This window comes from Croceifilum oryzae (assembly GCF_030814315.1).
Lineage (GTDB): Bacteria > Bacillota > Bacilli > Thermoactinomycetales > Thermoactinomycetaceae > Baia > Baia oryzae.
Genome location: NZ_JAUSUV010000020.1, coordinates 1 through 23391 on the forward strand (window position 1 = coordinate 1; position 23391 = coordinate 23391).

Annotated in this window: 21 protein-coding genes and 1 pseudogene; 15 read left to right on the forward strand and 7 right to left on the reverse strand. The window is 40.0% G+C overall.

All coding sequences use genetic code 11. The annotated features are described in order from the left end of the window. Window positions 1-357: 357 nt before the first annotated feature. Window positions 358-1863 (forward strand): recombinase family protein, encoded by a 1506-nt coding sequence (locus J2Z48_RS15025; RefSeq protein ID WP_307254880.1) that lies wholly within the window; start codon window positions 358-360, stop codon window positions 1861-1863. Window positions 1864-2798: 935 nt separating this feature from the next. Here J2Z48_RS15025 and J2Z48_RS15030 read toward each other — a convergent pair. Next, on the reverse strand, window positions 2799-3161 hold the full coding sequence (locus tag J2Z48_RS15030) for a DUF3888 domain-containing protein (RefSeq protein WP_307254849.1): 363 nt from the start codon (window positions 3159-3161) through the stop codon (window positions 2799-2801). A 144-nt stretch (window positions 3162-3305) separates the two neighbouring features. On the opposite strand from J2Z48_RS15030, the gene J2Z48_RS15035 reads away from it, so the two are divergent. Then, window positions 3306-3737, forward strand: a complete 432-nt coding sequence (locus tag J2Z48_RS15035) for a ferritin-like domain-containing protein (protein ID WP_307254850.1) — start codon at window positions 3306-3308, stop codon at window positions 3735-3737. Window positions 3738-3939: 202 nt separating this feature from the next. Here the strand turns inward: J2Z48_RS15035 and J2Z48_RS15040 are convergent, their stop codons facing one another. After that, window positions 3940-4587 (reverse strand): nitroreductase family protein, encoded by a 648-nt coding sequence (locus J2Z48_RS15040; protein ID WP_370872937.1) that lies wholly within the window; start codon window positions 4585-4587, stop codon window positions 3940-3942. A 325-nt stretch (window positions 4588-4912) separates the two neighbouring features. Continuing rightward, window positions 4913-5413 (reverse strand): DoxX family protein, encoded by a 501-nt coding sequence (locus tag J2Z48_RS15045; RefSeq protein ID WP_307254851.1) that lies wholly within the window; start codon window positions 5411-5413, stop codon window positions 4913-4915. A gap of 339 nt (window positions 5414-5752) precedes the next feature. Here J2Z48_RS15045 and J2Z48_RS15050 point away from each other — a divergent pair, with 339 nt between their 5' ends. The 5 genes from J2Z48_RS15050 to J2Z48_RS15070 all read left to right on the forward strand — a co-directional run bounded on the left by J2Z48_RS15050 (window position 5753) and on the right by J2Z48_RS15070 (window position 8888). Next, window positions 5753-6232 carry a DUF2975 domain-containing protein gene (locus J2Z48_RS15050; RefSeq protein WP_307254852.1) on the forward strand — a complete coding sequence of 160 codons (480 nt, stop codon included), beginning with the start codon at window positions 5753-5755 and terminating at the stop codon, window positions 6230-6232. Window positions 6233-6242: 10 nt separating this feature from the next. Then, window positions 6243-6467 (forward strand): helix-turn-helix domain-containing protein, encoded by a 225-nt coding sequence (locus tag J2Z48_RS15055; RefSeq protein ID WP_307254854.1) that lies wholly within the window; start codon window positions 6243-6245, stop codon window positions 6465-6467. A 246-nt stretch (window positions 6468-6713) separates the two neighbouring features. After that, a complete protein-coding gene (locus J2Z48_RS15060) occupies window positions 6714-7142 on the forward strand; it encodes a MarR family winged helix-turn-helix transcriptional regulator (RefSeq protein ID WP_307254856.1) in 429 nt (142 codons plus the stop codon). Window positions 7143-7230: 88 nt separating this feature from the next. Then, complete coding sequence (locus tag J2Z48_RS15065) at window positions 7231-7728, forward strand: DinB family protein (RefSeq protein ID WP_307254882.1); 498 nt, start codon at window positions 7231-7233, stop codon at window positions 7726-7728. Between the two features lie 32 nt (window positions 7729-7760). Beyond that, window positions 7761-8888: an alkene reductase gene (locus J2Z48_RS15070; RefSeq protein WP_307254857.1), complete on the forward strand. Its 1128-nt coding sequence runs from the start codon at window positions 7761-7763 to the stop codon at window positions 8886-8888. Window positions 8889-8979: 91 nt separating this feature from the next. Here J2Z48_RS15070 and J2Z48_RS15075 read toward each other — a convergent pair whose 3' ends face one another. Beyond that, window positions 8980-9363: an LPXTG cell wall anchor domain-containing protein gene (locus tag J2Z48_RS15075; protein WP_307254859.1), complete on the reverse strand. Its 384-nt coding sequence runs from the start codon at window positions 9361-9363 to the stop codon at window positions 8980-8982. A gap of 317 nt (window positions 9364-9680) precedes the next feature. On the opposite strand from J2Z48_RS15075, the gene J2Z48_RS15080 reads away from it, so the two are divergent. Together J2Z48_RS15080 and J2Z48_RS15085 are read left to right on the forward strand one after the other, a co-directional pair. Beyond that, window positions 9681-10751: a multicopper oxidase domain-containing protein gene (locus J2Z48_RS15080; RefSeq protein WP_307254861.1), complete on the forward strand. Its 1071-nt coding sequence runs from the start codon at window positions 9681-9683 to the stop codon at window positions 10749-10751. 14 nt (window positions 10752-10765) lie between these two features. Then, window positions 10766-11947 carry a ZIP family metal transporter gene (locus J2Z48_RS15085; RefSeq protein ID WP_307254863.1) on the forward strand — a complete coding sequence of 394 codons (1182 nt, stop codon included), beginning with the start codon at window positions 10766-10768 and terminating at the stop codon, window positions 11945-11947. Window positions 11948-12067: 120 nt separating this feature from the next. On the opposite strand, the gene J2Z48_RS15090 is transcribed toward J2Z48_RS15085, so the two are convergent. Both J2Z48_RS15090 and J2Z48_RS15095 read right to left on the reverse strand, forming a co-directional pair. Beyond that, window positions 12068-12673, reverse strand: a complete 606-nt coding sequence (locus J2Z48_RS15090; protein WP_307254864.1) for a TetR/AcrR family transcriptional regulator — start codon at window positions 12671-12673, stop codon at window positions 12068-12070. Next, window positions 12670-13548 carry a CPBP family intramembrane glutamic endopeptidase gene (locus J2Z48_RS15095; RefSeq protein WP_307254868.1) on the reverse strand — a complete coding sequence of 293 codons (879 nt, stop codon included), beginning with the start codon at window positions 13546-13548 and terminating at the stop codon, window positions 12670-12672. The genes J2Z48_RS15090 and J2Z48_RS15095 overlap by 4 nt, the downstream gene beginning before the upstream one ends. A gap of 167 nt (window positions 13549-13715) precedes the next feature. Here J2Z48_RS15095 and J2Z48_RS15100 point away from each other — a divergent pair, with 167 nt between their 5' ends. The 3 genes from J2Z48_RS15100 to J2Z48_RS15110 all read left to right on the forward strand — a co-directional run bounded on the left by J2Z48_RS15100 (window position 13716) and on the right by J2Z48_RS15110 (window position 18519). Continuing rightward, window positions 13716-14948, forward strand: coding sequence for a glycoside hydrolase family 5 protein (locus J2Z48_RS15100; RefSeq protein ID WP_307254871.1), 1233 nt, complete (start codon window positions 13716-13718; stop codon window positions 14946-14948). Between the two features lie 364 nt (window positions 14949-15312). Beyond that, window positions 15313-15984 (forward strand): O-methyltransferase, encoded by a 672-nt coding sequence (locus J2Z48_RS15105; protein WP_307254873.1) that lies wholly within the window; start codon window positions 15313-15315, stop codon window positions 15982-15984. A 402-nt stretch (window positions 15985-16386) separates the two neighbouring features. Beyond that, window positions 16387-18519: a DNRLRE domain-containing protein gene (locus J2Z48_RS15110; RefSeq protein WP_307254875.1), complete on the forward strand. Its 2133-nt coding sequence runs from the start codon at window positions 16387-16389 to the stop codon at window positions 18517-18519. Window positions 18520-18634: 115 nt separating this feature from the next. On the opposite strand, the gene J2Z48_RS15115 is transcribed toward J2Z48_RS15110, so the two are convergent. After that, window positions 18635-20176 (reverse strand): recombinase family protein, encoded by a 1542-nt coding sequence (locus tag J2Z48_RS15115; RefSeq protein WP_307254877.1) that lies wholly within the window; start codon window positions 20174-20176, stop codon window positions 18635-18637. Between the two features lie 436 nt (window positions 20177-20612). On the opposite strand from J2Z48_RS15115, the pseudogene J2Z48_RS15120 reads away from it, so the two are divergent. The 3 genes and pseudogenes from J2Z48_RS15120 to J2Z48_RS15130 all read left to right on the forward strand — a co-directional run. Next, window positions 20613-20906, forward strand: a pseudogene (locus tag J2Z48_RS15120) (sigma-70 family RNA polymerase sigma factor); the annotation flags it as partial. Window positions 20907-21527: 621 nt separating this feature from the next. Beyond that, on the forward strand, window positions 21528-21722 hold the full coding sequence (locus tag J2Z48_RS15125) for a hypothetical protein (protein WP_307254879.1): 195 nt from the start codon (window positions 21528-21530) through the stop codon (window positions 21720-21722). A 563-nt stretch (window positions 21723-22285) separates the two neighbouring features. Further along, window positions 22286-23391, forward strand: a 1106-nt coding sequence (locus tag J2Z48_RS15130) for an alpha-helical endospore appendage domain-containing protein (RefSeq protein WP_503128557.1), incomplete at its 3' end; no start/stop codon positions are given.

Below are 23391 nucleotides of genomic sequence, written 5' to 3' on the forward strand. Positions count from 1 at the left end.
CGTGAATGTATAACACACTAAATGAATAATATCTAAATCTGCGATTTACAGAGAATAAGAGAGATCCACTCAATATTTCGGGGGTTAAGCCGGTTGGCTCAACAACATCATATTACTTACTTCATGCCCCTCTCCGTATCGTTTAATCACATCCAGAACGCGTTCCTCTAGTTAAGAAACTCTCGGAGCATAATTTCTTTCTTAAACTCGTTCAAATTGACAAGCAGTGTTGGCATACCCATGTATCAGGGGGTGCTAAGATGCATGTGATGATGATTAAAGGAGATTATGCGCATCAAACTAGGTTGGATAGCTATCAATACCTTATTGATTTATATAGAAGGGAGCATATCAACATTGATCGGAATCTATGCACGGGTGAGTACCGAGGAACAGGCGAAAAATGGGTTCAGCCTTCAGGATCAGGTGTCCGAGTGCCGGAAGAAAGCGATGACTACGGAAGTGATGGAATACATAGATGAAGGGATATCTGGCGAGTTCCTAGACAGACCTGCATTAGGTAGGTTAAGAGAAGACGTTCGGAATGGAATCATCAAGAAAGTGATCTGCCTTGATCCAGACCGGTTATCTCGTAAGCTGATGAATCAGCTGTTAATAACAGATGAGTTTGATAAGCGTAGTGTGGATCTAGTGTTCATAAATGGAGATTATGCCAAAACACCAGAAGGAAATTTATTTTATAGTATGCGAGGGGCAATTTCGGAATTTGAGAAAGCGAAGATTAATGAACGAATGAGTAGGGGACGGCGCGCGAAGGCTAAGCAAGGCCGTGTTCTCCGGGATTTCCAGATATATGGATATAACTATGATAAGCAGACAGAACAAATTATAGTGAATGAAGAGGAAGAAAGAGTGGTTAAGCTTATTTATCATATGTTTACGACCCCTCATGAAATCAAAGGGATTAACGGAATTGCGAAGTATTTAACAGATCGAGGGATTCCCACGAAAAAAGGAAGTAGTGTATGGCATAGGCAAGTAGTACGACAGATCCTTATGAATAAGGCATATATCGGTGAATTTTATCAGAATCGTTGGAATACAGAAGGGATGTTAGCTAATAAGCACAGGGAAGCAGGGGATCGTATTCCAGCCCGTATTAGGCCTAAAGAAGAATGGATTCAGATGAATTGCCCTAGAATCATAGATGATGCTACCTTCTCTCATGCGCAAAGATTGCTAAACGAATCAAGAAGAAGGTGGACGAAGCAAAGCAAAAATCAATACCTGTTGAGCGGGCTATTACGATGTGGAGAGTGCCATAATACGATGACTGGACGAGTATCAAAAAACTGGGGAAAGAAGGTTGCGGAGTATACCGATAGAAAGAATTACTCTGGAGCCAAACATTCTGGGTGTGGTAGGAAAGTTAAGTGTGAAGAGCTAGATCAACAAGTGTGGGAGCAAATCGTAGCATGGTTGAATCAACCTGACGAGATTTCATCGGCAGCAGAACAATTAGCCGGGGATGAAACGTTTAAATCCTTTGATGAAGTAGAGATAGAGCGTATGGAAAAAGAAATAACGAAGATCAAGTCGGGGAGAAAGAGATTGTTTAAGTTGTTTAATGAAGAACCAGATTTGGAAGAAGAGATCAGAGCTGAGATTCGAGATCTAAAACAGAAGGAAGAAGATTTGGTGGAGAAATTAGCTGTACTGAAAGAGAAACAAGAAGATCATACGGACTTGGAATATTCATTTGAATTAATTAAACAAGCATCCGAATATTATCTTCAAAAGGGAACGGATAATCTTGCATTTGAAGATAAGAGGGAATTAACAAGGCAGATTGTAAGAGAGATTTTGGTGTATAAGGATCGGGTGGAGATTTATACGTTTTAGTGGATGGAGACATGCTTCTATTAATGCCTAATTTCTAGACAGGTCTACAGTCTAACCAAGAGGATATCATCCTCTTGGTTTTTTCGTAATGAAATCCAACATTTCTACAGGAGTAAAATGTTCTAATATATGGCTGGATTAATGATCTATCCGTTATCAAATCGTTCAAGGGAGGGAGTGCCCTCTTTTTTTCAACAAGGCAGAAGGCTATATCAATACTCCTTTACCGTTAATACACTATAGCATGATTTATGTGACAAACTTGGGAAAGGTGAGATGTCTATGAGTTGTGCACCACGTAGATTTTTAAATAAACTTGTTCTTGTAAGATTAAAACCAGATAGAGGAATAGACTTTAGAGGAAGATTGGTCAGAATTACTAATAACAGCATCAGTGTACGCCTGAATGGTGGAGGAGTAACGGATGTACCATGTTCGTTTATTCAGTCTGTTACGTTAATCACTAATGGTTGTGTATCGCCAGAATTATTGAATAGGTTAGTTTTCGTAAGGTTGAAACCAGATAGAGGTGTAGACTTTAGAGGAAGATTGGTCAGAATTACTAGGAACAGTATCAGTGTACGCCTTAGTGATGGTGGAGTAACGGATGTACCATGTTCGTTTATTCAGTCTGTTACCCCAATCTAAGTGGAGCTCCCTATGATTGTTTTTTCAGAGGGAGAGGAAAATAAACTTCTTTAGCGTATATAGATGTAAAAGGAACCATTGGAACATATGCACCACTGTTGTTATAAGAATGGAGATATTGATGCACCTACGGTCCCTAAAAAAAGCACGTAAGGATGTATCGCTCCACGATCCGATTGGGACGGATAAGGAAGGCAATGAGTTTACACTAGGTCTTTATCTGTGTTTTAACGATACCAATTTCACTATTTAGACCACTGTACTAAGCCCTAATGTTAGTGCTGGTCTTAAGCTTTATCCCTATGTTGAAAGTTAATAACAGTGATGCCTTGAAATCCTACCCGCAGGGTCACTGTTTCAATTCCATAAGGAGGGTTTTGTGGTCCTTCAAATGTGGTAACTTGTACTTTAACAATATAGATATTGCTACCAGCAGGAGATTGTTCCACGCTTATCATTTTCTCTGAATCAAACAACTTTGTACTACCATAGTATCCTGCTATTGCATTATAGATAGATGGGCTTAAGGTTCCAATCAAAGCCCGTTCATGTAAATATTCTTGATTTGGAATTTGACTCGGATGGGAAAAGCCAGTTGTCGTAAAAAGCATAAGGCAACAGAGTATATACAAAATGAATTTGTGTTTCAATCTCATCACTCCTTTTTTCATATATTATCTGCAATGACAGACCTCTACTATGTATAGAGTTCAAATAGGAATAGCACCTCTGCATGATTTTCAAACAATTGGGTACTGTAAAAAAGAACTAACACAGATAAAGGAGCCCATATCATGGATGTGAAACGGAAAGAACTAATCGATGGACTTAATGAAGATCTAGCCCACGAACTGGGAGCGATTCATCAATATATCTATAATGCTTCTACTGTATCGGGATTGGCTCGGCTAACACTAAAGGACTTCTTTTTAAGAGAAGCACAAGATGAAATGCTACACGCCCAGTACTTAGCAGAGAAAATTGCTGCTCTTGGTGGGGACCCTATTTTAACAGCTCCACCTGTTCAGACAACTCGTGATGTAAAAGGGATGCTGCAAATTACTTTGCAAGCAGAAATAGACACTGTTTCTCGATATATAAAGCGGATGGAACAAGCAGAAGTGCTTCAAGAAATCGAATTAAAACTAAAACTAGAAGATATGATTGCGAATGAAACCAGTCATAAGGAAGAAATTGAGCGGCTTTTAGAAGATCCCAGATTGTAGTAGCTAAGTTAGAATATAAAAATGAACCGATCCGAAGATGGAAACGGTTCATTTTTATATAAAAGTAAATTTCAATTTAGTACTCACTCAGATTTTTGTGTTTGATCTAAGATCAAAACTTTTGAGAAAAGGGGATGCCATCGTTATTCGATGCTATGAGCACTGTAGTATATAGAATGTGCTCATTTCTATTTCTTTAAAATTACTTCCACTGTGCAATTTTAGTAACAGGAAGGCGAACGGATTTATAACCACTATCAGCTGCTTTACCGATTGAAATAAGCATTACGGGTACGTACCGATCCTTATCTAAGCCAAATGCCTCCGCAATTTTATCCTTCTCAAAACCACCGATTGGACATGTATCGTATCCATGCGCGCGTGCTACAAGCATGAATTGCATAGCCGCCAGTCCACCATCAATCAACACTGTCTCCCTGTTAACTTGAGGATCCAACGTTGAGAAGTGGGCTGTAAGCCTGCTCATTTGGCCCTCTTTTACCTCTGAAGGCATGTATCCAAGTTCAACTGCTTTACTGTAAATTTCCTCGCCATATTCAAAGTTGTTTAGATCGCCAAATACGGCAATCATGGCTGAAGATGTTTCAACTTGAGCTTGATTAAAGCGTGCAAGTGGAGCGAGGGTTGCTTTTGCTTCGTCACTTTCAATGACAAGAAATCGCCATGGCTGCATATTAACGGAAGAAGGAGCAAGGGTTGCTTCAGTAAGAATTTCTGCCATTTCTTCTTTCGTTATTCTTACAGATGAATCATAGGTGCGAATGGAACGACGTCCTACTAAAATTTCTTTAAAGTCATTTGTTTGTTGTTTGATTGGTGCAGTAATCATATAGCATTCTCCTATTCATAGTTAGTATTTATATTTTTGAATGTGGTTAAGCATATCTAGTAATAAGTCGGGTCTTTAAGGCATACATTTGTCATTCTCTTCCTCCTCATGAATGCTCTTGTTAATTACTTGATATATCAATGATTGATACATCAAGTAATTTAACTCAATGAGATTCAAAATGCAAGTATTTTATTTTGTAATCGAAGTATTAAAAATAAAAATAAACCTGAGCCCTCATAATAAGAAGATTTGAGAGACTCAGTGAAATGTATTCATTATGTTCGGTTATTTAGGATATCAATTTAATCCGCGTATGGACGAATTAAATTGTACGTTTCACTCCGGGTACACCTTGTTTATGTCTTATAAATAGAGCAGGAATTACCCACCGGTCTAAGCCCCATCTACCTGCATTGAATCCTGCTACAAGCAAAAAGATCGTCAATAGTATCATGGGTGGATTGAGACTAGTAGTGCCTGAGAATAAGTATGCAAAGTTCATCATGATCGCCATGAGCGAAGCAAATGTTGTAAACAGACCGACGATTAGTCCGATTCCAACAAGAAGCTCTCCCCAAGATACTAAGAAGTCAAAGACGTCTACATGAGGAATTGCTACATTTTTTAAAAACCATGCCCACCAACCCTGTACACTCGGGAAGTCTCCAGCGGACTTTTGTACTGCTCCGACTAAAAATTTTTGCGCTGTAAAAGAACTCGTCACCTTATGCCAACCCGCTTGTATCCAGGTCACTCCCAAATATAAACGAATCGCCGTTAACAAGAAGGTTGCATAGACATTGCTTCTTAAGAAGCCTACCACTTATATCCCCCCTAAATAAATATTTATATTAATAAAATTATCTTAAATCAAACTAGTAATATAAGTCAATCATTTTAAAATAATGAAACTATTCTACTTTGATGACTGCCTCTACCCACTTGTAAAAGGCATAATCACAGGGTTACGATAAACCTCAAAGTAATCGCTTGAAGAAATAAATCGCATTTTTGAGTCAAGGTACTGTCGAGACCTACTTAATATAGGGATTGCTAATCACAGAGTAGCAATAAAAATGTAATTCGAAAAGATAATTATTTATTGACTAACGATAAATGTGAGTTTAAAATCAAATGTAACTAATCAAGTGAGGTGCTTTTTATGAAGCGAGTATCAACACTCATTTTAAAGATAGCTGTTTTTATAATAGGACTACCCGTTCTTGCTCTATGTATATTTTTAGTGCCTAATATGGCGAATTTCGCAGCAAAACTGTATCCAGATATTGCTCCCATAAAGTATCTCGTTTTCATCGTGATGTATGGAGCGGCTATCGCTTTTTACTTCGCTCTATATCAAGCTTTCAAACTTTTACGGTTCATTGACGAAAACACGGCATTCTCGGAACTAGCTGTAAAATCGTTAAAGAACATAAAGTATTGTGCGATTACAATCAGTGGTTTGTACGTATTAGGCTTGCCACTCTTTCATTTTATAGCGAAGAAAGTTGACCCGCCTGTTGGATTATTGGGACTCATCATCGTTTTTGCTTCGTCAGTTGTCGCCGTTTTTGTTACGATTGTTCAACGGCTTCTACAAGAAGTGATTAACATAAAATCAGAAAATGATTTGACGGTCTGAGGTGGAGAATATGGCAATTATCATTCATATCGATGTGATGTTGGCAAAACGAAAGATGAGCGTCACAGAGCTGTCGGAGAAGGTTGGAATCACGATGGCCAATCTTTCTATATTGAAAAATGGAAAGGCAAAAGCAATTAGGCTTTCCACTTTAGAGGCAGTTTGCAGAGTATTAGAGTGTCAACCAGGAGACATCTTAGAATATCGATTTGAAGATGATACCCAAGAGGAATAGGAATGTGGGACTACCCAAAAGAACCATATTCACCGCATGTAGCTGAGACGATGCGGTTAAGCTTTTTCACAGTGATGTATGATGATCACTGCTTATTTTTTTATTGTCAATAATGCGTATTCTCCATTTTGGTTCCATTACTCTGAGGTCAATACTTGCATTTCACATCTCATTGAGCTAATATAATTGATGTATCAAATATTGATGCATCAACTGTTTTTGAACACCAATAAAGGAGGGAAAGAATTGACCAATTCATGCTCGAAGGAAGCCGTTATTTTATATAAATTACATTTTCTCAACAAAGAAATCAGTTCGAAATTTGAAGGTTGTACGGGCGTTAGTCAGTCACGTCTTGAGCTTCTACATCATCTTTATCAAGTAGATGAAGTGAGTCAAAAAGCCCTTCAACAAGTGATGAATATTGACAATGCTGCCATCACACGGCACTTAAAACAGCTAGAAGCAAAAGAAATGATTGTAAGACGAAAAAAACCAAGTGATAACAGAATCACTCTGGTAAGCCTTACTGACGAAGGACGTCAAAAAATTAGTTCGTATCAAGAAGAAAAGCAACGTTTTGTTACTTCTATCCTAAAAGGTTTTGATGAAAAGGAACTAGATGTACTACTGGATATACTAAATAGAATTAAAAACAACATAAAAGAAGTCTGAGACGTAAAAAAAATGAATGCGAAAGCAACGCTTGCCCCATTTGAAAAAGAAATGCTGGGGTTTTCATATAGATAGGAGGGTCAACATGATGACACAATCAAATGAAGCATTTGTCCGAGCGTTATTAAAATCACTAAAGGGAGAGCGTGGACATATTCCGATTGCGAATGCTTTATCGGACATTGGTTGGGAATTGGCAGGTAAGCATATAGAGGGAATCCCTTATTCGATTTATCAATTATTAAAACATATGATATATTGGCAAGATTTTCTTTTGTTAGGTCTCCAAGGAGAACAACCGAAGCTGCCTACTCATGTAAAGGAGAGTTGGCCGGATGAAAGTAACGCTGAAAATCAAGAAGAATGGCAAAAGGTTATCGAGCACTTCTTACAGGGATTAGAACAAGCTTGTACAATCACGCAAACAATGAAATTAGATGAGCCTTTGGAAAAATATCCAGATGTGACACGAGCTGAGCATTTGCGTAACATTGCCTCTCATAATAGTTATCACCTAGGTGAAATTGTAGTGATGCGTCGGCTTTTAGGCTCGTGGCCTCCACCTAGTGGTGGTTATCCAGCATAGGAGTTGCTTCTTATATTAAAGGGGGAATCAGGATGACAAATTCAAATCATAAAGTAGCAAGTATTTTTGAAGGAACCAAGATAAATGATGGTGGTTCTTTGGGAAGCATTGAGGATACGAAGTTATTTGATCCGATTCAAGTTGGATCTTGGTCTCTTCGTAATCGTATCGCGATGGCGCCGATGACGAGATGTTTTGCAAATGATGAGACTGGTGTAGTGGGTTCTGAGGTGGTTGAGTATTATCGAAAGCGTGCCGCTGATGGTATTGGTTTAATTATTACAGAGGGGATTGTTATTAGCCCAAGAGCAAAAGGGAACCCAGGAGTACCAGGTATTTACACAAAAGAGCAAATTGGTTCCTGGAAACCCGTTACAGAAGCAGTACATAAAGAAGGTGGGACGATTATTGCTCAAATATGGCATGTGGGGCGTATGAGTCATCATGAACTAGCTGGTGGACAAATGCCACAAGCACCTTCAGCGATTGCGGCAAAAGGAGATGTTCCACGCTTTCGTAAGCCATATGATACACCGGAAGAAATGACACTTGAAGATATACAGGAAGTAATCAATCAGTATGCGCAAGCTGCAAAAAATGCAGTGGAAGCTGGCTTTGATGGTGTAGAGATTCACGGTGCGCACGGATATTTAATCGATCAATTTACCTATGAATTCGCAAATAAGCGAATCGATCAATACGGCGGTGATTTAAAAAAGAGGTTAACATTTATGAAAGAAGTCGTTCAGGCTGTGATCGAAGCGGTTGGAGCAGACAAAACCTTATTACGATTCTCGGCTTTTAAAGGCGATAATCCTGCTTATATGTGGGACAATCCGGAAGAAGCGGTTAAAACTTTTGTAGAGATGTTCAAAGAAGTTGGATTAACGATGATTCATCCTTCGACGATGGATTATACACGAGTTATTTCGGATGGAAAGAACTTTCATCAATTAGTAAGGAAATATTGGGATGGAATTATGGTAGGGGTAGGTAGTTTGAACCCGAAAGAGGCAGAAAAATCATTGCAGGAAGGAACAATCGATGTAGCAGCGTTTGGCAGACCGTTAATTGCTAACCCAGATTTTGTTCATCGGTTGAAACAGGGGGAAAGCTTCGTAGAATATGATGCGAAAGTACATCTACCAACATTAGTGTAAATCAGGATAAAGGAGCTATCTCTTTGAATGCAGAGATAGCTCCTTTATTGGTTTTAGGAGGATTGGAGCATGGACGAACAGGAAAACGATCCTATTGTGCTTGTGCTTGTCTACGGCGACGAACCACGAGAATACCAGCACCAGCCAGCAAAGCTGCCGCACTCACTGCGGTTACGATAGGATAATTAGTGGCGGTTTTTGGTAATTTTCCGCCTTTAACATCCTTCGATTGTGCTGTATCCGTTTTAGTAGCGGGTTTGTTCTCTTTTGTGATATTTCCTTTATCCGATGTGGTTTGCTTCGTTTTCTCAGATAGATTTCCTTTATCTGATGTTGAATGCTTCGTTGTTTCAGACTTGTGCATATCTTTCTCAGGTACAGTTCCTTCATCCGATGCGAATGAAACACCGTGGAAGGTAGTAATAGAAAGTGCTAGGGTAGCGATTACTCCGAATACTTTAGTGGTACTTTTCATAATGAATCTCCCCTTTTCTCTTCTCTGGCGATTTAGAATGATCGTTCTACACATATTTCCCGTAAGCTATGCCAGAGATAGCTTATGGAAGATCATAGAATAAAGAGATAAAGATTATGTAAAGATTAGAACGATTTCAGATAAAGATTTATCCGAGTTAAACCATCATTCTGCTGTAAATACCCGAAATCACTAGAAATCAAGTGCACTTTTCATATCAATCGAGTATAATTTAATTGAGCAAAACAAAGGTTCGTTCTTTAGGGAAAATGAAGAACTGACATTTTTTGACCTAAAAGTTGCAGGAGGTAAACATTATGAATAAAGACAAACAAAATGGGTCTGATGAAACTTTTTCATCCTTTTTTTCCCGGCGTAAGTTTTTGAAGGCAGGAATAGGTGGTGCTCTGGGCATAGCAGGTATGGCTACATGGCTCTTTCCTAAATGGATTCGAGGTGAGGACCATATGGCTGATGCATCGAATCCCCATGATCACTCTAACCATGGTGGTAGTGGTATGGATCAAGTACATTCCATGAATAAAAAGGCCTCTGCGAACGCGTATCAATCTGCACAACAAGCATTAACTACATTTGACTATGGAAAAGTCAGTAAATTGCCAGATGGTCGAACTCTACGAGAATACACAATGTTGGCGCAAGATAATGAGATAGAAGTGGCTCCCGGTGTGTTTTATCCAGCGTGGACATACAATGGAACTGCACCAGGACCTACAATTAGAGCCACAGAGGGAGATTTACTACGTATTAAGTTTGATAATGGGAGTGCTCATCCCCACACCATTCATTTTCACGGAATTCATCCTGGCAATATGGATGGATCGTTTGAAATTGTACAACCGGGTAAAAGTTTTACTTATGAGTTTACGGCAGAACCCTTTGGTCTTCATCTCTATCATTGTCATTCCATGCCATTGAAAAAGCATATTGAAAAAGGACTTTATGGAGCATTTATTATTGATCCAAAAGAGCCGAGAAAGAAGATGAAAGAGCTCGTTATGGTGATGAATGCCTTTGATACAGATTTTGATGGTGAAAATGAGTTTTATACGGTTAATGGTTTGGCAAATGCATTTCTAGATCATCCCATTCAGCTAAAAGTAGGGGAGGAAGTTCGAATTTACTTGGTAAATGTTACGGAGTTTGACTTGATTAACTCCTTCCATCTACATGGAAATATGTTCAAACTGTACCGGACGGGCACGTCTTTAACCCACTATGAAATTACAGATACCGTGATGTTATGTCAGGGAGAGCGGTCTGTTTTGGAGTTTTCGTATAAATTCCCTGGTAAATATATGTTTCATGCCCACCAAAGCGAATTTGCGGAGCTAGGTTGGATGGGATTATTTGAGGTAACGGAATAGGGGGAAAGAATGAGATGAGTACTTCAAAGAAATGGTTTTTAGGTTTGCTTCCGGTTGTCTTACTTGCTTTGATGATCGTCGGTTTGTTTTCAGGGATAGATCGGCTCATTCCTCGTGCCAATATTCCGTTAGAGGAGATTAGTTTTGATCGTGTATGGGTAGTAGAGGGGAAGATTTTAGCAAAAGTGACGAATACGGGAGCTGATCCTGTTACGATTGCTCAGGTAACGGTAAATGATGCTATGTGGAATGCAGATGTTTCTAAGTCGGAACTTGGCCGCTTTGATCAATCAGACATCACCATTCCGTTCCACTGGGTAGAAGGAGAGCCCTATGTCGTAACATTGGTTACTTCTACAGGAGCCAAGTTTACGGGTGAGATTGCAGCTGCCATGGAAGTTTCACAAGCAACCCCTGCTACATTTGGTTTATATGCACTTATCGGTCTCTTTGTTGGAGTGATTCCGGTCCTATTAGGAATGTTATGGAAGCCATTTGTAGCGAAGTTAGGTGGAAAGAGCTACACTTTCGTTTTGGCTGTTACGATTGGGCTACTTATCTTCTTAGGAGTCGACTCTTTGAATGAAGCATTTGAACTAGCTGATCAGATTCCGGGAGCATTTCAAGGAGTCGGTATTATTTTACTAGGGGGATTGGGGAGCTTTCTCATTTTAAGTGCAATCAGCTCCTATACGGAAGCACGCCAAGGAGATCCAGCTAGCTATCAGGCAAAATTAACAGTAGCGTATCTCGTTGCCTTGGGGATCGGGATTCATAATTTAGGAGAAGGATTAGCAATTGGAGCTGCTTTTACACTAGGCAATGTAGCGATGGGAGCATTTCTCATTATGGGATTCACCCTGCATAATATTACGGAAGGCTTAGCGATTGTAGCTCCTGTTGCCCGTGAGAAGACAAAGGGATCGAATTTATTTATTCATTTGCTTATCTTGGGAGCAATGGGTGGTGTTCCTGCGATACTAGGTACTTGGATTGGTGGATTTGTTTATTCTCCCATTTGGTCTCTCATCTTCCTATCCATCGGAGCGGGGGCGATATTCCAAGTGGTTATACAAGTGTTCCGCTTAGAACGTTCTGAATCGAATCGGGCGACTTTCTTGACGCCTGTGGGTGTAGCTGGATTATTGACTGGTATTGTAGTGATGTATATTACAGCGCTGTTTGTTACTGTCTGACAGGGGAAATAGGTACAGAGAAGCTATCCATTGAGAGTAATTTCTTTCATTGGATAGCTTCTTTAAACGTCAATGATGAATCTAAAGGTAGGGGAGAGGTATTTTTGCCATGCTAGGAATTTAACGTGTCGTAACGGAAATCCCCTTTAATAGTAGTCTGATCGCATTGGTATGCAGAGCTGCATATTCGTCACCACTTAAGTGGGGCATTGCCAAGCAAAGCTGTGTTGCACCAGATAATGCCGACATAACTGCGAAGCTAAGGCCTTCCATATCTTCGTCTATAAATTCGCCCTTCTCGATCCCCTTTTGTAGCACTTGTTGTATTGCACGATAGGTTATATTCGTAATTTCTCTTAATGTTGCCAGACTCTCGGATTCACTAGAAAGTGTCCTGCCATACTCCTCAATTGCAGGGAGTAAGGGACTTTCACAATCTCTTCCGAGTAAGCCTGCGATGGCAAGTAACTGTTCGCTGGGAGATGCGGAATTCTCCAGTGAATGAAGCCACTTTTGCGAGGTTTCTGCAGCATGTTGGCTAAGTAATTGGAGAAAGAGTACCTCCTTATTTTTAAAATGATGATACAGGTTTCCTTTGCTCATTTGTGTCGATGCACATAAGTGGTCCATCGTAGCCCGGTCATAGCCCTTTTCAATAAATAATTGCTTGGCATGGGTTAGGATTATTTTTTTGGATTCATCTGCTGATAATCGTTTTCTCGTCATAAATTCCTCCCAGAATCGTACGAACGGCTTCTTTTATCCTTGAAAAGTTGAAAAGCGCCATATGTGATAACGATAGTAAGAATCCCCAAGAATGTAAAGGGCATGTCTAACGTGTGGCGGTAAACAAAATTTTGCAGGCCCATACTTTCAGCTGTCGATGTACCATATCCCCAAATAGTGAAATTAAACAGGTTCATCGCAAAATGGATTCCGATGGGAGCAGCCAGACCATTTGTGTGGTAAGCGACGATTCCTAGAAGGAAGGCTCCCATTAGATAATATAAAGGTCCCCAAATCCCATTGTTTAGCATTTCAGAGTTAAAGCCATGGACCAAGGAAAATAGGATGGAGGTGATGAAAATGGACCAGAACGCGCCAGTTTTTAGTGATCTGAACATCCGGTACATATAGCCTCTGAACAAAATTTCTTCAGCAACACATTGGAGTAGAATTAATGGCGCAGCGACAAGGAATACGCTTAGCCATGGAAGTGGTTTGAAATGAAAGGTAAAAGATTGGGGATGTACCGCTAGATCGATAAGCAAATACAGGATCAAGGCTAAAAAGTAACAGAAAAAATAAATCGTAAACTTACGGAGGTCAGGTCTTTTCTCTTCAAACAAAAAGGCTCGAAACGAAATCTTGAAAAAATATCTGGTGACTAGAAAGACACCGAGAATCAAAAACCAAAAAGATAAAAAAAGTGTGATAAAGCTAGGAAATCCAGAGCGAGTAGCAGGAATGAACATATTCATAAGGCTGACCCACATAAGTGCGCCGCCTTGCCAAATGACAAAAATAAGGAGAAACCCTGCTAAAGATTTGAAGCTAAAGGGGATCTTCGGTTGAAGCCCGTATCTTGTTTCCATTGACATCCACTCACTTCTTGTTTATTACCGACTAAGTAGTCTGTAGTGATAATATATAGGTCTCATATCAATCTGTCAACACCATAAAAAAACTCCATCTTAGTTGTAACGTTCGTGTCACATCGGCCATCTATACTAAATGAGAAATGATGATCTAGAAAGGAAGGCGAATCATGAAAAAAACGATACTTGGAATCACGTTGATAGGAATTATGAGCTTAGGAATACAAGGCATAGCGGTGAGGGCTGAGCCCAATAAAAAGGTAGAGTCCAAAATCAATTTCTGGAATCAGAAACGGACAGGCACTAACTTTATGAATAGCACTTCATTGCCTGAAAGTTACGAAGCAGCAAAAGAAGCTAAAATTGAATATGTACGTTTAGCTCCAGATAAATGGGCAAAAGATAGAGATTTCTTATTCGAGGACAAACCGGATCGATCAGGAAAGGACTTTCTGATAGGAAATGCGGATAACTATCAAGGATTAGTAAAAGAAGATCTAGCAAAATTAAAGCAGGATCTAGATGTAGCACAATCACAGGGGATAAAAGTGGTTCTTACCATGCTATCATTACCAGGAGATCGTTGGCGTCAATTTAATAACAACCAAAATGATGATCGAATCTGGGAAGAAGAAAAATATCAGGAACAAGCCAGTCAATTTTGGCAGGACTTAGCTTTAGAACTAAAAGATCACCCTGCTGTCGTTGGATACAATATTATTAATGAACCTCATCCAGAAACATCTAAGAAAAATAAATTCAATGATTTTTGGACAGAGGATTACGAAAAATGGTATTCCAAGGTAAAAGGAACAACTGCTGACTTAAACCGGTTTTATCAAAAAGTTGTGAGTTCCATTCGGAAAGTAGATACAGACACACCTGTTATTTTGGATTCAGGTTTGTATGCAACTCCTTGGGCGTTCAAATATCTCAAACCAGTTAACGATGATAAAACCCTTTATGCCTTTCATATGTATGAGCCCTATGAATTAACAAGCCAGGGTGAAAGTCAAGAGAAGAAGTATAAGTACCCCGGAGTTGTAGAGGTGGGAGAAAATAAAAAACCGATCATGTGGAATAAAAATGAGTTGAACACATTCTTACAGCCTATTCAAACATGGGCTCAGAGCAATCATATTCCTGCCAATCGAATTATGGCTGAGGAATTCGGGATTAATCGTACTATTCCAGGAGCCCCGCAATACATGAGAGATTTAATCTCTATCTTTAATCAACATGGTTGGCACAAGTCTTTCTATGCATTTCGTGAAGACACTTGGACTGGTATGGATTATGAATTAGGGACCGGAAAAATCAAATGGGATCAAGATGGAAAACCTATACGTCAAAATAACCCTATTTGGGACGTACTAAAAAGGGATTTAGCCCATAATAAGTAGAACGCTGAAGCATAAAAGTGACTTTCTGTCGCTCTACTGTAAATGTCTAGTTTCAGACAAGGTCTTAGACACAGATAAACCGACTTCCTGTAGGCTAAGAAGTCGGTTTATTTTAGGTATTTTTTACGTATCTCTAAGCTAGAAGGGACCACTATTTTTTCTCTGTTGACATTCCTTTTTCTCATCATTATACTATTAATTAGCTAGGTTAACTAATTACAGAAGGGTTGTTTTGATGGAAACATTCTCTCTACTACAGGAGTGTGGACTGTTCGTTTAAATGGCTGACAGCTTACACAATGTGTAAATTTTTTTAGTCATATAGTTAGCTTAGCTAATTTATTGTTGGAAGGATGACGCAAACATGAATGATATCGAAACAAAGTGGTCCAAAGTCGACGAGTATATCTATAATCTACTTGTGCAATCTGATGAAGTGCTAGAAAAAGCCTTAGAAGCCAACGAGGAAGCAGGCTTACCATCCATTGATGTAGCTCCTAATCAAGGAAAGATGCTTTACTTACTTGCGAGAATTAAGGGAGCCCAGCGCATATTGGAAATGGGGACTCTCGGTGGCTATAGCACTATATGGTTAGCGCGTGCTCTACCTGAAAACGGTAGATTGGTGAGTTTAGAACTGGATCCGATTCATGCCAAAGTGGCTCAGTCCAACATTGACCGTGCGGGGCTTTCTGCATGTGTCGAGATCCAAGTGGGAGAAGCACTCGATTCCTTGGATAAGTTAGTAGAGCAATATGAAATATTTGATATGATATTTATTGATGCGGATAAGGTTAACAACCCTCACTACTTACAGTATGCTTTACAATTTTCACGTCCTGGAACCCTGATCATCTTCGATAATGTTGTTCGTGAAGGAGAAATCATTGACGGAGACAGCACAGATTCTAGTATCCAAGCAACTAGGACCTTATTCCAGATGATTGCCAAAGAACCCCGTTTGGTTTCAACAGCCATTCAAACAGTAGGTGGTAAAGGATACGACGGCTTTGCATTTGCACTTGTCACTGAGTAGGAAAGCGGATTTCATACGCTAAGGACATAGAAACTAGAAGAACCGTATTTTTCACTACACGAAGTGAAAAATACGGTTCTTCTAGTGTTACTTCCCTTTAATTAGTAAACATTTATAACATAATATTAGTTTTAACAAAAAATTTTGATTACATCCATTTACATTGTTCACAAATTAATTACATCCATTTATATTTATAACAAAATATTTTTATTGATTTTAAGCATGTTTTGATTTATATTTAACACATGAAAAAGAAAATAATTTGTTGGTTCGCAAGTGGAATCATTCTTGTATGTACAAGCATCCAAGCCACACCAATATCAGCTAAAGACCCATAGATACAAAGCGGTTTTTATTATTGACCGAATATACAATCTATATCGAAAGGGAGTTTTTCTTGTGTTTTGTTTGAGATCAAAAAATGTAAAGGCTCTAGTTCTATTCTTCTCTATTCTTGCGGTTTTACTATTTCTGAATAATCAGCCTGTTCAAGCTATTGCTTCAAGCTCAAAACAGATGAATGATCAAACGGAAGTAGTGGATAAGCGAACAGAAACATCGAAAACCTTTAAGAAAAAAGATGGTAAAACGTTTGTAACGGAGCAATATTTAGAACCTATTCATGTTCAAAAAAATGGGAAATGGATTGATATTGATCAAACTAAGAAAGAGAACATCTCCGCTAAAACTTCAGATGAGATGATTTATGTAGAGGAAGGGAAGGCACGATTTGGTTTTGCTAAAAAATCGGATGCACCCCAAATTCTTAGCTTCGAGCAAGGGGGCTCTAAGGTAGACTTTCGTTACATCGGGAAGGATGCCGTTCCGGTTAAACAAGAAGGGAATAAACTCAGTTACCCGGGTGTATATCCAGGCACTGATCTCGTCTATCATATAGATTCTGCTGGTGTGAAGGAAGAATGGAAATTACATCGATATTCTGATCAATCTACATTCTCAATGGGCATCCAGATGAAAGATGCAAAACCAGTTCCTCAAAAAGATGGTTCTATGCAATTTGTGGATCCGAAAGGGGCTCTACTTTTCAGTATCCCACGTCCCTTCATGTACGATGCGAATGATGCTTCTTCTCAGGAAGTAAAGCTAGAAATTCGTAACAGTGGAACAGAAACGTATCTGGACATAAAAGCGGATGAAGCATGGCTCAAAGATCCGAAACGGGTCTTTCCTATCACCATTGATCCTACAGTTGGTGTTCAAGGAGCTAAATCCACTTATGATAACTTAGTTTCTAGCAAGAATCCAACAACGAATTATCAGGTATTTCCATTTTTAATTGCGGGAACTCATGCTGATTATGGAGCAACTCGTTCCTTTATCAAATTTGATCTGCCTACTCTTATCCAGGGAGCACAAATTACTGGGGTTAAATTCTCCTTACATCAATACTCAACAGCTCATCAACAACCCGTTAACCTACACCCGGTTACATCTAGTTGGACTAGCAAGGGGATTACTTGGAATGAGCAACCTAGCGTTGGACAGAAGCTGAATCAAAGTATTGTAGGCGGTGCTGGAGAGTATTCTTGGGATCTCACGGAATTAGGTAAAGACTGGTATAGTAACAAAACTCCTAACAACGGTATTTCCTTGCAATATGAGGATGAGACACAGGATCGTAAATCGTTCCGATCTAGTGATTATATGGATAATGTCACCCAAAGACCGAAATTACTGGTTACCTATACAATCGATCCTCAAACGGTTTCTGAACCAAATGTGGAAGCTGAATCATATATCATAATGGATGCTAAAACAGGACAACAAGTATACGGGAAATCTGTGAACCAGCCTCGTCCTCCAGCTAGTATGACGAAAATGATGACAGAATTTGTTATATTAGATCGGATTAAGAATGGTAAGCTCTCTTGGGATGATACCGTAGAAGTAAGTCCTCGGGCAGCTGGGATCGATGAGTCACAAATTGAATTAGAAGCTGGCGAAAAGATGTCTGTTCGAGAGCTCTTTATGGCAATGGCTGTCTATTCGGCTAATGATGCAACTGCGGCTTTAGCTGAACATGTGGCTGGAACAGAAACAGAGTTTGTCCATGAGATGAATCAAAAAGCCAAGGAATTAAATCTCAATGAAACCCATTTTCGTAATGCAACAGGTTTAAATATGACGGATTATAAGGAACCACCTAATGTAGATGGTGAGCATGTCATGTCTGCGGAAAATACAGCAAATCTAGCTCGGACACTCTTACAACAGCATCCTGAACTTGAGAATATCGTGTCTACTCCGCAATATACCTTCTATAAAGGAACGCCGCGGGAGAAAAAGGTGATCAACTGGAACCGTATGTTACCTGGGCTTGATCAATTTTATCCAGGGGTCATAGGTCTAAAAACTGGATTTACGACTCCGGCAGGATATTGTTTTACTGGAGTCACTGAACAAGAAGGAAAACGTTTTATTACAGTGGTGATGGGAACAAAATCACAAGATGCTCGGTTTACAGAGACTAAAAAGCTGCTAGACTATGCATTTGCTAAATTCGGTAAATAAGATAGAAGGGTATCGTAGAACGATTGGTTCTTACGATGCCCTTTTTGTTATTCTAAAAAATAGAGATAGTAAGATTAGGAGAGAGGGGTCAAGTATACTGTTAAGTCATTGAGGTTTAGAGCTTGGGGTACACAGTTAGTGTGAATTCATTATTCCATTGATCCTTTTCCTTATCATACGTACAGTGATCTAAAATGCCTTTTAGTAAGGCATTTTTTTGTTTGGCATCTTGTAGGAGGGGATAGATATCTAGGGCATATTCTACTTTGGGTATGATATCCATTTGTGTTTTTGCTCGATCTTGTTCTTCTTCGAGGTCGATTAGCGTTTTTTCTAATGCTTGGTGTATTTCACTGATCCGGTTGGCGATGTGTTGAGAGCGATTTATATAGGTTTCTTCATCATAAATTCCTCGCTCTAGCAGGTCGTATAATCTACCTTTTTGGCTTTCCAGATTTCGTGTTTCCTGTTGAAGGTTTCGTAGAGTCATTTCTGTGAGCTCGATATTGTAAGAAGAGCTCTCATGGCGGTCTTTTTTGTCCCATGTTAAACGGTATTGACCTAGCCAAGTATGTAATACTTCAATTAAATGTTCTTCTACGTATACAAATCTAGAGCTTTTGTTTTGGCATTGTTTTTTATAACACATGAGGTGAGGAAGTTGATTTGTATAAGGTCTTAAGACCATAGAGGAGCCGCATTTTGCGCATTTCATTAATCCGGCTAATGGGTTAGAGATTCCATTTTCAAGTTGATAAGGGACATGATATTGCTTTTTTAAGATTTGTTGTGCTTTTTGATACGTTTCCATACGGATCAATGGTTCATGCTTTCCTTGAACATCAATCCATTCGCTTTGAGCACGTGTCTTGACTTCACGGCGTTTGAGAGGATCAGCTGTTTTTTTATGTTCTTTTTTCTTCCATTGGATTCGTCCGGCATATACAGCGTTTTTGATGATATTTAGTACACTAGAACTATTCCAAGGGTTTCCAAGATAGGTCTTATAGCCAAGTACATTTAGCTCGTTAGAAATCTTATTAGACCCAATCCTTTTATTTGGATCCTCATGTGTATACCAGTTGAAAATCATCTTTACCACGGGTGCTTGCTCTGGATTTGGAACCAGATAACGGCTTTTATTGTCACTTTGAATCTCATATCCATATGGAGGACGAGTGCCGATATAATTGCCTTCCTCTACCGAGCGGACTCTCCCACCTTGCAGGCGCCGATTAATGATTTTTAACTCTTTCCGAGCCATGAAAGCCTCAAACTCACTATATTCCTCATCCCACTCGTCTCGAAGATCATACGTTTTACGAGGGGTAATAATTTTCGTGTTAGCCTTTTGGAATGTTTCTAGAATTAAGCCTTGTTCCCTCATGTTTCCGCGACCTAATCGATCTACATCCATAACCAATACGGCATTATAGAGCCCGTTTTCAACTTCTTTTAGTAATTCCATCATTTCCGGACGGTGGATGAGGCTTTCTCCGGATACAATTTCTTGTCTGATCTTTACGATATGTAGGTTTTGATCTTTGGCCACCTGAAGCAATGCTTTCTTATGTTTCGCAAGGGTTTCTCCTTCACCGCGTGTTTCCGCTTCCAGATCTGCACGTGATTTTCGTAGATAAATCGCGACTCTATCCATAAAAAACCCTCCTATGGATATAAATATATGTCAAAACTCCTTGTTTTCTGCATACAGTTTATCGAGGTGATGAACGTTGCAAGAAGATGAGAGAGCCGATGTAACATATAAAATTGGAAAAACAACGATTCATCTAGTTCCTCCTAGAATCACGGAAGAAGAAAGAAGTATAAGAATAGATGAACTGAAGCAATTGATTTTAAGCCTATGGTTGTCAATGGATCACGAGACGAGGAACGATACGACTAGGAAATAGTAAGTGTAACGATAGAAGAATAAAAGCTATAAAAGGCATAATTAATCATCACTAACCCAACTAGTTAAAGATGGGTTAGTTTTCTGTTATTCCAATGCCAACAAAACTGTGAGATTTACTTTATTTTCCGAAACAATTGGTAGATAGATTATCTACAAACACAGATAAACCCCCAGTGTAAATGAAATAACCCTAATCGATATCCTTGGAACAGAGCGGGATGAAGTAGCCGAGCATGTGCAACTCAAAATTGAAAAGACCCAGATTTATAACCATATCCATATCCTCGATGAGCGTGAGCAAGAGGTGATTCGTTGGCGCTTTGGTTTGATGAATGAAGATGAGAAGACGCAGCGTGAGATTGCAAAGGAGTTAGGAATTTCGCGTTCGTATGTGTCGAGGATTGAGAAGCGGGCGTTGATTAAGTTGTTTCACGAGTTTTACCGGAATGTGCCGAAGAAGGATCGTATATAGGAAGAAAATAGGAGAACTCAGTTTCCGTGCTTTTGGAGATTGAGTTCTCTTTGCGTGCTACTTGCCTAATCGAAAGGCATTATGATTGACTTGATATTTTCATACATAGACGCTGACGATTCATTATTCTTTGATGTACTTTTTCATTACATAGGCTGAGTTTCCGGTTATTTTATTTCCTTTGAATCTTTTTATTTTAAAGTCTCCCTCAGTTGTGTTTATGTTTAATTCGGTTGTCTCTAGGTTGTCGGTGCTGAATTTGGCGTATTGGGAATGAAGTTTAATTAGGTCATATGTTTTCTTTGGTGCGTATTTGTGAAGGGAGGGTATTTTGGTGTTAAGACCTATAACGGTAGGGCAACGAGCACCCTCTATGCTGTATTTGAGTAACGGAGTAGATCAAGTATCTGGTTATTGGACAGTCTGACGAGGAATAGATACTATCACGGATGTGCCTTTGGTTAACTGGCTCTGTACATCAATCGTACCTTTTTCGAGCGCCTAATCTTCCATTTTCTTCTGTATATAAATCAAATATAAATTTTATTATTAAAGGCTGGTTGGCTGTTTTACCCGTGGAGACTTTGTTAAAACTACTTCATGGTGCGAGGGCGGAAGAAAATGATTGATCCGATGATTAAAGCAAGAATTGAGCATGATCTACGCCGTTTTAGGCAATGGAAAGCCCGATTGGTGGAAATAGAATATCAACTAGTAGATGCTTTCTTTGAAGGCTCTAAACAGCATCAGGAAACCGCAAACGTCCAAACATCAGGGACTAGTGATCCACATTCCAGATCGTTTGTCAGCGAATGAAGTTGGAGAAGGAGAAAATAAATCTAGAGAGCCGTATACAACGTATAGAAATATTTTAGCTACGATGCACCAAGAACAAAGAAATCTTGTGCGGAAGTTATATTTTGAAAGCTAGATCGACGGGCTATCGAAAGCGAAGTGAATATCGAGAAATCTACCTTTTATCGGATCAAGGAGAAGGCGCTTGTCTTTTACGGCGAAGTGTCAGGACATATTTCTTTTCAAGGTGGAATATAGTAAAAGCAGATATATCTTTTACAAATAGTATTTTGATAGTCGGAGGTATTGTCTGTGTCTAACAGTTTTCTAATTTCTCGTTAAAATCCAGTCTTCCGATTACATTAATCGTGCACGAAAATAAATTGAATCCAGTTGTTGAAAATGATTATATTTCAACAACTGGATTCAATTTATTTTTGAGTATAGGAAGTCACGAACCAAAAAAACAATCAGCTTTATCGGGCTTTATATTTTAAAAATTAGGCTGTGAATGGGTTTCTATATCGATGAATGTGAATATAGATGATAAAGGCATTTATCTATTTGAATTAAGGAGTGAAGATATGTCACAGGCAAATATACCTAATATTTCACCCAATATTTCGATTACCCGAGAAGATGCAGTCAACCTATTACTGTCATCCATTGCACTAGAAGAGCTAGGTCTTAGCCATATTATTAATGCCGAAGGGGAAAAACTTCAATACGTTCTCGGAACCCTCCCTGGAGTGTCAACGAGCTTTCAACCTACGATTACGGACTTACTTACGATTAATGCAAGTGTTCGTGACACGATCAATGTGATCGGAAAGAAAGAGTGGATTTTAAACGAGAAGTTAGAAAATGTGTTAGGCACAGATGTTACAAGGGGACCAACGGGACCTCAAGGACCGCCTGGAACCACAGGGTCATCGGGAGGACCTCCTGGACCTCCAGGGGGCACGGGACCTCAGGGACCGCAAGGATCAGTGGGAGCGGTTGGAGCTACAGGGGGCACAGGACCTCTTGGACCACAAGGACCTCAAGGACCGACAGGGTCTTTTGCTACAGGTGGAACCTTATTCGTGGTTCAAGGGAATACAGGAGCTGACGGAACGGTTCCACTCGGTTTCGGAGATACAATTAACTTTATATCCAATACGTTAGACATTACGGTAACCCCTGGTTCTGCCAATGTGAGTTTAGAAGTGCCCACTGGAACGACTGGAGCCATTGCAGACATCGTTCAAGCAATCGTTTCAGAACTCGGTCTGACTGGTGCAACAGGAGCCACGGGAGCAGATGGAGCCGACGGAGCCACGGGAGCCACGGGAGCAGATGGAGCCGACGGAGCGACCGGAGCTACGGGAGCCACGGGAGCAGATGGAGCCGACGGAGCGACCGGAGCTACGGGAGCAACCGGAACCGATGGAGCCGACGGAGCTACGGGAGCAACCGGAACCGATGGAGCCGACGGAGCTACGGGAGCAACCGGAACCGATGGAGCCGACGGAGCTACGGGAGCTACGGGAGCAACCGGAACCGACGGAGCTACGGGAGCCACTGGTATAGATGGAGCCGACGGAGCGACCGGAGCCACGGGAGCAACCGGAACCGATGGAGTCACAGGTGCCACGGGAGCAACCGGAACCGATGGAGTCACAGGTGCTACGGGAGCAACCGGAACCGA